Annotated in this window: 13 protein-coding genes; all 13 read right to left on the bottom strand. The window is 26.1% G+C overall.

The window, feature by feature from the left end; genetic code table 11:
- Positions 1 to 64: 64 nt before the first annotated feature.
- The 13 genes from AC2I98_RS11120 to AC2I98_RS11060 are packed head-to-tail and all read right to left on the bottom strand — an operon-like array spanning position 65 to position 14,363.
- Positions 65 to 1,282, bottom strand: a complete 1,218-nt coding sequence (locus AC2I98_RS11120; protein ID WP_486411750.1) for a glycosyltransferase family 4 protein — start codon at positions 1,280 to 1,282, stop codon at positions 65 to 67.
- 11 nt (positions 1,283 to 1,293) lie between these two features.
- Entirely contained in the window at positions 1,294 to 2,490 is a 1,197-nt protein-coding gene (locus AC2I98_RS11115) for a hypothetical protein (RefSeq protein WP_486411749.1), read from the bottom strand.
- A gap of 4 nt (positions 2,491 to 2,494) precedes the next feature.
- The gene (locus AC2I98_RS11110; RefSeq protein WP_486411748.1) at positions 2,495 to 3,577 is read right to left on the bottom strand and encodes a glycosyltransferase; all 1,083 of its coding nucleotides are present in this window, start codon (positions 3,575 to 3,577) and stop codon (positions 2,495 to 2,497) included.
- A complete protein-coding gene (locus AC2I98_RS11105; RefSeq protein WP_486411747.1) occupies positions 3,552 to 4,652 on the bottom strand; it encodes a glycosyltransferase in 1,101 nt (366 codons plus the stop codon). The genes AC2I98_RS11110 and AC2I98_RS11105 overlap by 26 nt, the downstream gene beginning before the upstream one ends.
- A complete protein-coding gene (locus AC2I98_RS11100; protein WP_486411746.1) occupies positions 4,630 to 5,148 on the bottom strand; it encodes an acyltransferase in 519 nt (172 codons plus the stop codon). Before AC2I98_RS11100 ends, AC2I98_RS11105 begins: the two co-directional genes overlap by 23 nt.
- A 1-nt stretch (position 5,149) precedes the next feature.
- A complete protein-coding gene (locus AC2I98_RS11095) occupies positions 5,150 to 6,301 on the bottom strand; it encodes an EpsG family protein (protein ID WP_486411745.1) in 1,152 nt (383 codons plus the stop codon).
- Positions 6,298 to 7,707: a lipopolysaccharide biosynthesis protein gene (locus AC2I98_RS11090; RefSeq protein ID WP_486411744.1), complete on the bottom strand. Its 1,410-nt coding sequence runs from the start codon at positions 7,705 to 7,707 to the stop codon at positions 6,298 to 6,300. The genes AC2I98_RS11095 and AC2I98_RS11090 overlap by 4 nt, the downstream gene beginning before the upstream one ends.
- 3 nt (positions 7,708 to 7,710) lie before the next feature.
- Positions 7,711 to 8,643, bottom strand: a complete 933-nt coding sequence (locus tag AC2I98_RS11085; protein ID WP_486411743.1) for a WaaS/CpsH family glycosyltransferase — start codon at positions 8,641 to 8,643, stop codon at positions 7,711 to 7,713.
- Entirely contained in the window at positions 8,624 to 9,190 is a 567-nt protein-coding gene (locus AC2I98_RS11080; protein ID WP_486411742.1) for a serine O-acetyltransferase, read from the bottom strand. The genes AC2I98_RS11085 and AC2I98_RS11080 overlap by 20 nt, the downstream gene beginning before the upstream one ends.
- Before the next feature lie 12 nt (positions 9,191 to 9,202).
- Positions 9,203 to 10,249, bottom strand: a complete 1,047-nt coding sequence (rfbB, locus tag AC2I98_RS11075; RefSeq protein WP_486411741.1) for a dTDP-glucose 4,6-dehydratase — start codon at positions 10,247 to 10,249, stop codon at positions 9,203 to 9,205.
- A gap of 3 nt (positions 10,250 to 10,252) precedes the next feature.
- Positions 10,253 to 11,563 (bottom strand): nucleotide sugar dehydrogenase, encoded by a 1,311-nt coding sequence (locus AC2I98_RS11070; RefSeq protein WP_486414074.1) that lies wholly within the window; start codon positions 11,561 to 11,563, stop codon positions 10,253 to 10,255.
- Positions 11,553 to 13,394, bottom strand: coding sequence for an acyltransferase family protein (locus tag AC2I98_RS11065; protein WP_486411740.1), 1,842 nt, complete (start codon positions 13,392 to 13,394; stop codon positions 11,553 to 11,555). The genes AC2I98_RS11070 and AC2I98_RS11065 overlap by 11 nt, the downstream gene beginning before the upstream one ends.
- Positions 13,395 to 14,363: an SDR family oxidoreductase gene (locus tag AC2I98_RS11060; RefSeq protein ID WP_486411739.1), complete on the bottom strand. Its 969-nt coding sequence runs from the start codon at positions 14,361 to 14,363 to the stop codon at positions 13,395 to 13,397.
- Between the last annotated feature and the right edge of the window lie 3 nt (positions 14,364 to 14,366).

The raw sequence follows: 14,366 nt of genomic DNA, 5'->3' as shown, positions 1-14,366 counted from the left end.
TTAGAAATTAGGGAATAGACATTAGAATTAATATTTCTAGTTTCTAGTTTCTAGTTTCTAGTTTCTAGTTTCTAGTTTCTAGTTTATTAATTAATGAGTTATACTCCTCAAGTAATGCGTTCCATACTACTGATTGTTCATAACGAGATTGAATCATAGGACGAGCGTTTGCTTTTAACTTATCGTAATATTCTTTATCGTTTAGTATTTTATTCATTGTATTAGCAATTGCTTGGCTATTTTTCACTGGAATAATAGTACCATTTTCATCTTCAAGTATTATTTCATTGCAACCATTAATATCAGAAACAATACTTGGAAGTTCCATTGCTCCTGCTTGCATCACTACGTTAGGAAAACCTTCTCTGTAGCTTGGAAAAACAAGCGCATTTGAAATCGCAAAATAGGGACGCACGTCTTTTTGAAAACCAACACTGATGATATTAGGATTGGTTTCTATTTCTTTTAAGGTTTCAGGCTTTAAGGGATCCAGTTCAGTTTCTAATGGGCCAACCAATAAGAGTTTAGGAACTTTACTAGAAACTAGAGATTTGGGACTAGAGATTAGAGTTTCTGATTCCTGATTTCCAGTACCTAGTTTCTGAAATGCTTTAACTAATTCATTGATTCCTTTATCTCCTACTAAACGACCTACAAAGATAAAAACAAAATCATTTTCATTAATCTTTAATTCTTGTTTTAGTTGTTCTTGTTTTTCTTCTGAAATTTGTTGTCTAGAAAAAAAGGAAGTATCAATTCCATTTGAAGAACCTTCTCCAATAACTTCTAATTTATCTACTGAAGTATATTTATTCTTCAAAATAAAGTCATATAGTCCTTTTGAATTAGGATAAACTTTGGTTGCTGATGAATAGGTTAATTTTTCCACAAAATCTAAAATCTTACGTTTTGTTCCAGTTGCTTCCATTAAAGGTAAACCTGCTACTGTATGTAAACGAATAGGAACCCCCGCTAATTTTGCTGCTAACATTCCTACAATGCCTGCTTTTGGGGTATGTGTGTGTACAATTTTCGGTTGTTCTCTTTTAAGTAAACGGTAAGTTAATATTAAAGATTTAATGTCTTGAACAGGTGTTATTTTACGAGACATTTCAATTGGTATCACCGCTACTCCTTCATCATTTTTCACTTCTTCCAACTCTTTGTCGCTGGAAGAAACTCCTATTACTTCAAAATAGTCAGACATAAATTTTAACTGTCCTTTAAGTAATACTTTAAGAGAAAGTGGAATGGTAGTTATTCGGATAAGTTTAGTTTTCATTAACAATAATTCTACAATATTTTTATAGTAGAGAATTTTTTAAATTTGTTTTGTAAATCTATTTTTTTTTGATCTGATAGATTTACCTCTGATATATTGACTTTTATTTTATTTGTTTTTAAGTCATAATATTGCATAGGCTCTTTATTTCCTAACCATTTAACATTTTTTATATTAATTGTCCCTTGCAAAGGAGTGCTATTACTCATATCACCTAATGATAGAGCTAAACCATAATTTGAATCTATATCATTGTGATTATTAATATTAATACTTAAATCCTTAGAATTTTTTCCTTTAAAATGATCTAAAGCTATTAAAATTCCTCTATTATTATTAGACGTTTTTATATTTAATAAATTAATATTTATTAATTCATCAATATTTTGGTTTGGTTCAACATCTATTCCTGCCATTGGACTAATTCCTCTGATATTCTTAATTTCAATATTTGAAATTGTTAAATTTTTAGCACTAATAATAGATATCCCATTTCTTCTATTATTATCTATTAAACCTCCGTCGATATTTATATTATTGCAATATTTATTTGTGGATTTATCATCTTTTCCAATATAAATACCATCTCCCCAGAAATTTTTTATTACCGGATTTTTAATAGAAATATCTGAAGATGAAATAATATTTATACCCATACCCCATTCTCCAACTTTAGATAAATGATTATCTTTATCTCCAAATAAATTAGCATTAATAATCTCAACATTATTAACATTAGAGATTAACAAAGCCTGATACTTTTTTTTGTCGTTTGGTAATACTATTAATTTGGAATTTGGCTGAAAATTAATGATTCTATTACTTGGAACTGAAATTCCTGTATAATTTACGGCTATTGGAAAATTTGGCATTATTATCTTTTGATTTTCATTAAATGCCTTTTGTAGGTATTTTGTATAATCAACATCTCCTTTAACAGAGTAATTTTGAGGCAAATATGTTATTACATTAGATAAATCTCCTGCTAATTTTTTTTTCTCCTTTGAATCAATGTTATTTCTAACAATATCTTCCTTTTGATTACTATTTTCAATGGTTGAATCTTTTTCAAAAACTTTTTTTATAGTGTCAAATAGGTTATTATTTACTGTCTCTTTATTGGTTGTAAGTAAAAAACTATTATTACTTAATTTTTTATCATTACCACAGCTTAATAAAATCAAAAATATTAATATATACTTTTCCATAATTTTATTTATTTAAAACATCATTATATAATTCGATATATTTTGTTGTCATTATATCTATATCAAATTCTAATGATCGATTGAAACAATTATTAGAAATAGCTGAATATAATTTTAAATCTTTAAGTTGATTAATCAAACTAACAAAATCATCTGAATTTCCTTTTTCAAATAATAAGCCATAATTATTTACTATCTCTCTAATTCCTGGAACATTTGATGCTACAAAAGGCTTATTTAAACTCATTCCTTCTATGTTAGATAATGATAATCCTTCATACTCAGAAGATAATACAATTATATCAGCCGTTTTCAAAAGTCTAGGTACATCATTTCTTAAACCTAAAAATTTAACTCTATCTTGAAGATTAAGATCAATGGTAAATTTTTTATTTTCCTCTAAAAGAGGTCCTTCACCAACTAATAATAGTTTATAATTAGTTTCTAATTGTTGTAAAGCTTTAATTATTGTTTTTTGATCTTTAGGATATCTAAAACTAGAAACTTGGATTAGTATAATACTTTCAGAATCAAAAAATTCAGATTTTAAATAAGGACTTGCATTTTGAAATTTTGATAAGTTGACACCATTATTGATTAACTTATATTTAAAATTTTTATTATTTAAATGATTTTTTAATTCCTTATCGACCTCTTCTGCAATAGTTACAATAACATCTATCTTAGAATAGATGAATTTGTCAATGTATTTAAATAATTTATTATTTCGTCTTTTATTATTTGTACTATGTTCTGTATAAATAATTTTAACATTTGAAAAACTTAAAATTTTTGCAATAACTACCCAATACAAGGTAGGAAATAAATGTGCATGAATTATTTGATATCTTTTTATCAATTTCATTAATTGAAAAATTATCAAAGGATTATAAACTGAATTTTTCGTTAAGGAATAAAACTTTCCTAAATGGATTTTTTTTAATTCTTCAACCAATATAGTTTCTTTATCTTTTAGTAATATTACATCAGGTACTATATTTTTATTCTGATAAAAATTAATGCTTTCTACAAGCAACTTCTCTGCTCCACCTACATTTAGACTAGTTATTACTTGAGCTACTTTCATTTATTATTCTATTGAACCACGAATTAAAATCGAAATTATTAAATTTATTTTTTATTGAATTTATTGATCTAATTTTTATTAAACCTTCTTCTAAAGCAGAAACAGATGACTTTTCAACAACAATACCGTTATCTTTATTTATTATATTATCAAAATCTACACAGTTAGTTGCTAAAATAGGCTTATTTAAGGCCATATTTTCTAAAACTACATTTGGAAATCCTTCTTTAATAGAAGAAAGAACGAATGCGTCTGAAATATTGTAATATTTATAGGGATTATCTTGATGTCCGATTAATAAAACTTCTTTTTTGAGATTTAATTCATTAACAAGATTTTCTAAATATTCTTTATATCCTTTTTCCACTGATTCACTACCTAATATTAATAATTGAGAGTTTGGAAATTTTAATATATGTTTAGAAAATGCTTTAATTAACAAATCAAATCCTTTTACAGAATAAAGAGAACCAGATGCCATAAAAATATATTTAGATTTTATGACATTAACTTCTTCTTGAGATTTTGAAATAATAGTCTCTATATCAACAATATTATTTATCGTTTTAACTTTTTCTGATTTGACTTTATAATACGAAATAATTTCATCGCGCATCTGATTTGATTGTGCAATTACTGTATGTGATTGATTCAAACATTTAGAAACTAAAAAGTCAATAATCTTTACTTTAAATGAAGATTTGCCTAATTTATTACTTGGAAGACTTGCAATTCTATTTATTATTAAAAACTTATTATTTAATAGCTTATTGATAAAAGTTATTGGTATAGATAAGTGTAAAGCGCTTGTAAAAACTAAATCAATTTTATTTTGTCTTAAGATTTTAAAAATTGAACTTAATGATTTAATTACATTGGGCTTGTTTAATACATAAACATTAATTTTTTTATTTAATAATTTGCAATAATCAAATTCATTAGTACAAATAATTAAACTAATATCACAATCATTACCTGATAAAGAATTAATAATATTTAATATATTTTTTTCTGCACCTCCTTTTGAAAAAGAAGGTGTAATAAAAACAATATTATTTTTGGATAAATTTTTCATCAGAACATTTTAGTAAAAAATTCTTTTTATCCTCATAATTTAATCCATTTATTCTAAGATCTTTTTCCAACATTTTATTTAATAATTCATCACAATTGCCTATAATTTTTGCAGGATTTCCTCCAATAATTACATCGTTCGGAAAGCTTTTTGTTACCACTGCACCAGCTGCTATTATAACATTATTTCCAATTGTGATTCCTGGCATAATCAATACATTATTTCCAATATAAACATTGTCTCCAATAACTATTTTACCAAAAATATCAAGCTTGGGATGCTTATCCCTAAAAATCCAAGCTCCACCGTGAGTAAAAAATTTAACTCCTGAAGTTACTTGTACATGATTACCTAATGTAATAAGATATGGTTCTGATCCAAAAAATCGTGTATGAATCCAGCAATTATCTCCAAAATTAACACCTACAGATTTTGCATATTTTTTTGGCGACCAAACAATTCTTTTATAGATAAATTTTATTTTATTTAATATCATATTATTTAATTTTGATTGATTCGTAATAAAGAATTTCTCTTGGTTTATATTCTTCTTTATCAATTACAGATGTATATGGATACCATCTATTGTATCTTCTAGTTCCATTATAAAACTCTGAAGTATCTTCAAAGTAATAAATTAATTTTGGTAAACAAATAAAGAAAAATAGCATAATAATTAATCCAGATCTTATTTGCCTATATCGATTAGACTTCCAAATAATAAATATTATATCAACAAAAAGAATAATTAAAAAAGGGCTCAAATAATTGATAAATCTATTAAAACCAGGAATTACTACAACTATTAATGCAATGAAAAAATAACTGATATACAAATTTGAAAATTTAATATTTCCTTTATTTTTCTTTATATAGAATCTTAACAATAGTATAGGAATTATCAAAAATATAATAGAATTTACTATTATTCCATTAATATTTGCATTAATAGATGAGTATACTTGAAATTTATTAGATGAAAAATCATCTCGAAATAGAATCGCTATATACTCTTGAAAATAGATCATTGAAACATATAAACTAATTAAAATAAATATTCCTTTCTTATTTAATTTAAAAGTAGAAAATGCAGCTATGAGTAAAAGTATTATTGCAGATGAATGGAATAAGATTGCGATGAAAGTAAATATGAAAAATATTCCATATTTCTTTTTTTCGAGAAATGGATATCCAAGTAAGAAAAAGGAAACTGCTAAAGATTCTCTTAATATTTCTGTATTGAAATATAAGTAAATATAGAAAAAGTATAATAGTAACGCAGTATACTTATGTGTACAATATTTATTTATAAACCAGAAAAATACACTTTGTATAAAAATTGCATGAATAAATTGAAAAAAATAAAATTCATTAAAAATAGTTTTACTTAATGAATTTAATGTAATCCATAAAACTCCCCTATTTGAACTTAAATAATAATTTTTTGTAATATCAAAAATTGTAGGAACTTCTTTAAAATATTGCATATACCCAATGGTATCTCCTCCTACTTTGTATCTAAGACCTGCAATTATTATAAATAATAAATATAAAAATTTATAAAAATCTTTTTTCCCACTTTTATAATTACAAAAATCAAATAAAAATGCACAAAGAATCAATATAAATAAAACTATCAAATAAATCATTTCGATGCTTTTTCTTGTTTAATAAAAATCATTTTATTTTTTACTTGATAAATTGCATAAAAAATTAAAGGTAAAGGTATAAGTAATTTAACCCACAAGTCAAAATCAAAATACATTGAATATATTACAATTACAAGCGTAATTACTAAGTGTAATGTAAAATTAAATATTCTAAAATTAATATAATATATTTTGTTAGAAACAAACCAGCTAATATAGAATAGTACAACATTTGTAATTAACATTGAAAACACTACTCCTCTAATACCTAAATATTTAGTAAAAACATACAATGTAATTAAGTTAATTATTACTGAAACAAAAAAATTAAATGTAAGATATTTCGTCTTCTCTAATTTTTTTGGTCCAATATCAACAACTTCTTTAAAAATATAAAAAACAAAATATAAAGATAGTCCTCCTAAATAATATCTTGCCTCAAAAAACTCTCGGTCAGCAACTATTGTTATTATTTCTTTAGAAAACAATGTGATTAATATTATTACTGTAAAAAGTATGTACACTAAAATATCAAGAACTTTTGAGAAAATAAGTTTATGGTTTTCTTTTTCGAATTGTTGAAACATAAATGGAGCCCATGCCATAGTAAAAGCTGTATAAAGTAACTGAACAGAAGATGCTAATTTTAATGAGACAGAATAAATTCCGATTGCAGATATTGAAACAAATGCAACCATAAAAAATCTATTTACATAAGAAATAGAAGCACTACCTAATCTTGCTGGAAATTGAGGCATTGCGTAATTAAAACTAAGTTTAATTGTTGGTCTATCAATTTCAGTTAAAAAGTACTTTCTATTAACAATCAAGAGATATATACATGAGATAATGTTCGCAAACAAAGCCGTATAAAATATACTAATAATTCCTTTTTTTAGAAGAATAACTAATATATATGTAGATATAAGTGTAATAAAAACTTTAATTAATATACTAAATAAAAATTTTTTATTTTCTTTTTCAAATCTTAAAACAATAAGCATTAAAATAGATAAATTAACAAAAGGAATTTGTAAAGAAGCAATGATAATTGTAAAATAATTCGAACAATTTTGAAATAGTAGTTCTGAAATACTCTTAGAAAAGATTATTAAACCCATTGAAACAATTACAGATAATCCTACAACCACAAAGGTGATATTCGAAATTAATAATGACTTATTTTTTTCATTTTCATTCTTGAAATAATATCTCTGTAAAGACGTTTCTAATTGTAACAAACAAAAAACAGAAGCAAATGTTATTAGAATTTGAATTAAATCCATAATACCATAGTTATCTGCACCAAAAGATCTCGTATATATAGGAAGCAATAACAACGATAACAACTTCTCAATTGAAGTTGCAAAACCAAAAGAAAAAAATGATTTAATAAAATCTTTCATAATTTATTCAAATCTTTTAACCCAACTATTAAAATCATAAAAATCAATAATATCTTGATCCAAATCGTAGTATGGGCTATGTACAAATTTTTCAATAGATTCAAAATCATCAATACCTAAAACAAATATATTATTAGGATGATAGAATCTCTCATTCATAATTTCTTTATTATCCGTTATTAATTTCTTTTTATAAAAAATTGACTCCATTGGTCTTACAGTAATACCAATTTGTCCATTTTGCATAATATCGACAATAACCTTACTTTCTGATACATAGCTTAGATATTCTTCATAGGTTATAAACGGTCTATTTCCATTATAATTTTTTAAATAAACTTCATCATCAACTATATAAAAAAATGTTTTCAGATTTCTTTTATTTAAATTTTCTTCCAAATGATTTAACTTTTCTCTTCTACCTTTATCTATACCAAGAAAATAAAAATCATACTTATACTCTTTTTGTTCTAAATTTATATTATTTAAATAAAATGTACTATTATGCTGAACATTATATTGTATTGAATCCATTTTATCAAAAGACCATGGTATTGCTCCTTTACTTTTTATTAATTCAGGGGATAAACTTTTCCCAATTGGGTTCCAATACCAATAAATAATTTCTTTGTTTGGAAATTTTTTCTTTATGTAATCTAAAGCTTCAACAGGATTAGTAGAAAAGAAAATTACTTTATCGTATTTATCTAAATCTTTATACCAATCCTTAAACCAAATATAATAAAAAGGTAAATTAAGCACTAACATCAATTTTCTGAGTGCTTTTAAATAAATTGGAATATTCTTATCAAACTTATAAACTTTTGATACTTTGTATCCTTTATTTTCCATAAAGGGTACTAAATAATCAATAGAGTTATAAATAATTAACGTTTTTTTTTCTCTCATATTGATTTTATAATAATCTATTTTCAAAAGAAAATTTATTATTTACATAATTATTTGATCCTTTATAATTTAAAACTTTAGCAGGAACACCAGCAGCTGTAGCATTTTCTTCTACATCTTTTACTACTACAGAACCAGCTCCAATAGTAACATTTTTACCAATAACAACTGAATTTACAACACAAACTGATGGTCCAATGTATACATTATCACCAATTATAGCAGCTTTACCATGCGCACCTATTGTTGTAAATTGACTAAGATTAACATTATTTCCAATAATTGCTGTTGGATTTATTATTAAACCTACCCCATGCCCAATATATAAACCATATCCAATTTTAGTATTTATTGGGATTTGAATTCCATATTTTCTTGAAAGCCTATAATGCATTAATTTTGCCAATGGATATAAAACACCTTTTACTTTTGCTAATCTTAACCAAAATGTATAAGCGAAACAATGGTTAATAGCTAATAAACCAAAAAGTAGAATTTTAATTAATGAATAATTACCATAATATCTATAATAATCACTTTTAATATATTCAAATGCTTCTTTATAAGTATTCATAAATATATTAAATCAGTTATATTGCTTATCGTAATACTTCTGATAATCACCAGAAGTCACATTATCTAACCACTCTTGATTTGATAAAAACCAATCGATAGTTTTTGCTAAACCTTGTTCAAAAGTTACAGAAGGTTTCCACCCTAACTCTTCGTTGATTTTTGTTGCATCAATTGCATAACGTAAATCATGCCCTGGACGGTCCTTCACAAAAGTAATTAGTTTATCTGAAGTGCCTGCTTCATTTCCTAATTTTTCGTCCATTTGTTTGCACAATTCTTTTACTAAGTCGATGTTTTTCCATTCGTTGAAACCTCCTACATTGTAAGAATCTCCATTTTTTCCTTCATGAAAAACCAAATCAATCGCTTTAGCATGATCGATTACAAACAACCAATCTCTTGTATATTTTCCGTCTCCGTAAATTGGAAGTGGATTTCCATTCAAAATATTATGAATACACAACGGAATTAATTTTTCTGGAAAATGGTTTGGACCATAATTATTAGAACAATTTGTCATCACAATTGGCAAACCATAAGTATCGTGATATGCTCTTACAAAATGATCTGAAGATGCCTTTGATGCAGAGTATGGAGAATGCGGATCATAAGAAGTTTCTTCTGTAAAAAAACCTTCATCGCCTAATGCTCCAAAAACTTCATCTGTCGAAACATGGTGAAAACGTTTTCCTTCGAAATTATTATTCCAAATTGTTTTTGCAGCGTTCAATAAATTAACTGTTCCAATAACATTGGTCATCACAAACTCTAACGGATTGGTAATCGAGCGATCAACATGCGATTCTGCAGCTAAATGGATAACCCCTTCAGGCTGATATTTTTCAAAAATGTTTAAGATTTGTTTTGCATCAGTTATGTCTGCTTTCACAAACTCATAATTTGATTGATCTTCGATGTCTTTCAAATTTTCTAAATTTCCTGCATAAGTTAAAGCATCAAGATTGATGATTTTATAATCAGGATATTTTAAGACAAATTCTCTTACAACGTGAGAACCAATAAATCCTGCTCCACCTGTAATTAAGATTGTTTTCATCGATTATAATCTATTATCGCATTCTACTAAAATTCCTTTTACATCATAGATAACACCACCATCTTTTAAGTATTGTGTTAAATCTAAATTTGTAAATTCTTTATGAGCGACTGTTAAAATAATAGCATCATATTTTTCATTTGGAATTTCATTCACGATATTCATACCGTATTCATGATTAACCTCTGCAGGATTTGCCCAAGGATCAAATGTATCTACCTGTAACGAATAGTCTTGTAAAGCTTCAATCACATCTACAGCTTTTGTGTTACGAACATCCGGACAATTTTCTTTGAATGTGATACCTAAATTCAACACTTTTGCACCATTCACTTTAATGTCTTTCTTTATCATCGTTTTCACAACTTGTGAAGCAACATATTGTCCCATCGAATCATTCAAACGACGCCCTGCTAAAATAATTTCTGGATGGTAACCATGCTCTTGCGCTTTTTGCGCCAAATAATATGGATCTACTCCAATACAATGTCCTCCTACTAATCCTGGTTTGAAAGGCAAGAAATTCCATTTAGTTCCGGCAGCTTCTAAAACAGCATGTGTATCAATTTCTAAGATATTGAAAATTTTTGCCAATTCATTTACAAAAGCAATGTTAATATCTCGTTGCGAGTTTTCAATTACTTTAGCTGCTTCAGCTACTTTAATCGTTGGTGCTAAATGTGTTCCGGCAACAATAACAGATTTATAAATATCATTCACAATAACCCCAATTTCTGGAGTAGAACCTGAAGTTACTTTTAAGATTTTTTCTACTGTATGTTCTTTATCTCCTGGATTGATACGCTCTGGTGAATAACCTGCAAAGAAATCTTCGTTGAATTTAAGACCAGATACTTTTTCTAAAACAGGAATACATTCTTCTTCTGTTACTCCTGGATAAACAGTTGATTCATAAATCACTATATCACCTTTTGATAAAACTTTCCCAACTGTCTCTGACGATTTATATAAAGGTGTTAAATCTGGACGATTGTGCTTATCTACAGGTGTTGGAACTGTTACAACATAAATATTTGCATCTTTGATGTCGTCTAAGTTTGATGAACAGTAAAGACCTTTTTGAGATCCTTCGACAGGCTCAGGATGACAATAGAATGGATTTTCTTTTACTAAAACTGATTGTAACACTTCATCAGAAACTTCTAATGTGTGGTCTGTTCCTTGATTTAATTCTTCTATTCGTTGTTGATTGATATCAAATCCTACGACTGGATATTTAGTTGCAAATAAACGAGCTAATGGTAAACCTACGTACCCTAATCCGATGATTGCTATTTTATGATTACTGTTTATCATTTGTTATTTTTTTAAATTTATTATAAAATTGTTTTTCAATTACTTTACCAATTTGTTTTCCACCAAAATAATTTAGATGTCCCTCATCATAGTATAAAATCGTATCATTTTTAAAAGGCAATTCATTAATTACATCACTATAATCAATTTCTAATATATATACATTATTATATCTATGTATAATATTTACTATTTCAGGAGGAATAGTATTTATTTTAACTTTAAAATTATTGTCAACATTATTTTTCCTGACTATACCTCTATTCTGTTTAATTGGATTCTTATCAAGAACAGGAAAATCAGTTAAAATTATTAATTTCTGATTAGGCTCTAAATCATTTATAAATTTTTCAAAACTTTCATTTAGTGACTTTATGTCCTTTAACCATATAGAAGAAATTAAAATATATTTAGATTTTTTAATTTCTATATTCGTTATTTTAGATATTTTAGAGTATTGATCATAAAATTTCTCATTTATAAAATCTTTACTATCCAGATAAGGTAAATTTGGATACCTATCATTAGTAATTGTTCTAAAATTAAAATTATTTTTTTCTCCAATTGTATTTAGAATACCTTTATAAACTAAAGCATGACTATCTCCTATTAATAATATAGAGTCATTATCTTTTGATTTATTTCCTAATATTTCTACATTTTTAAATTTATTTCCATGTGAATTTAATCCAAAAGTAGGTTTGGTATATAAATCTTCCAAAGTATTAACCCTTTTATTAAAAGCTTCTATTTTAAAATAAATACCCCCAATTAAAACACTTAAAATAATTAAGGTGAAAATTAATGTTTTATTCTCAATTTTTTTTGATTTATTTTCAATTAATCTATAGGATAATTCAGCTAAAACAATCGTTAGAGAAATTATTATTAGAATATCAACTATATCGAAATTCAACTTATTAAAATAGTATCTATAAAATGCCATAATAGACCAATGCCATAAATAAATTGAATACGAAATTTCACCTAAATGGACTAAAACTTTATTGTTTAAAAATCTTTTATTAACAATGGAATCTTTAAATACTAATATGACTCCAGTTGAAATACATGGAATAAGAGCCAAAAAACCTGGAAAGCTAGAGGTTTCTGAATAAATTATAGATGATAAAATAATCAATAATAAACTCATAATAGTTAAAATATTTTTTAACTTAAAACTAAATTTATTATTTATTTCTTTTTCTTTTAATGAAAAAATAACACCTATTAAAAATTCTGGAATCCTTGCTAACAAAGAAAAATACATTTCATTTTTATTATTTAATTCATATATATTGTATGAAGAATAGCATGTTAGAATTAAAATTATTAATAGGGTAAATGAAAATAAGTACTTTTTATTTACAACAAATAAATAAAGTGGTAATAAAAAATAAAATTGCATCTCAATTGAAAGAGTCCATGTATGTAATAATGGATTTTCAGAACTTTTTGCTCCGAAATAATCATCTTGAGTAGCTAAAAAATTATTAGATCCAAAAATATATGACCAAAAAATATTATTTTTTAAGGAATTAATATCGATACTGAGATAAATAAAAGTCCCAAAAAAAATAACTGCTAACAAGAAAATAAAATATGTAGGTATTAATCTTTTAACCCTACCTACATAAAAATCTATAAAATTAAATTTCTTCTGTTTTATTTTATAAAGTATTATACCAGAAACTAAATAACCTGATATAACAAAAAAAATATCCACACCAATAAATCCTCCAGATAAAAACATAGGAGTTAGATGAAAAATAAATACTAAAAGAACTGCTATTGCTCTTAGCCCTTGAATATCATACCTAAATTGCATTTATTTCAAATTTTCCCAATACCATTTTACAGCTTCTTTCAAGCCTTTGTCTATCGTATGTGTTGGTTCATATCCTAATAATGATTTTGCTTTTTCAATAGATGCTAAAGAATGTGGAATATCTCCTACTCTGTTTGGTCCATGAATGGCTTCTACAGTTGCAATATCAGTATCGTATTCGCTTAAATATTCTCGTAAATATTTCACTAAATCGTTTAATGTTGTACGATCTCCAACAGCTGTATTATAAACTGTATTAACAGCTTTTTCATCTTCTGTCAGCATCGCACGTTCGTTCATCTGAATAACATTATCGATGTACGTAAAATCTCGTGAATAATCTCCTGTTCCATTAATCTTAGGTGATTCGTGATTCATAAATTGCTTCACAAATAATGGAATAACTGCTGCGTATGCTCCGTTTGGATCTTGACGTCGTCCAAAAACATTAAAATAACGCAAGCCTATACAAGATAAGCCGTATGTTTTTGAGAAAATATCTGCATATAACTCGTTCACATATTTAGTAATTGCATAAGGAGAAAGCGGTTTCCCAATAATATCTTCTACTTTTGGTAAATTTTCTGAATCTCCATAAGTTGAAGATGAAGCAGCATAAACAAAACGTTTTACACCTGCGTCACGAGCTGCGACCAACATATTTAGAAAACCAGAAACATTCACTTCATTAGAAGTAATTGGATCGTTTATAGAACGTGGTACTGATCCTAATGCCGCTTGATGTAACACATAATCAACCTTTTCTACAGCTTGATGACAAGTAGCTAAATCTCGAATATCTCCTTCTATTAAAGTATAATTTGGATTATCTAAAAAAGGTTCTACGTTATAACGATGACCTGTTGCAAAATTATCTAGGCAGGTTACTTTATAGTCTTTTCCTAAAAAATATTCAGTAAGATTAGATCCGATAAATCCTGCTCCTCCTGTGATTAATATGTGCTTCATTAT

Source organism: Empedobacter sp. EJD.6dd, assembly GCF_057369435.1.
The sequence above is the reverse complement of the archived record's forward strand: the minus strand, read 5'-3'. Positions and strand labels throughout refer to the sequence as shown.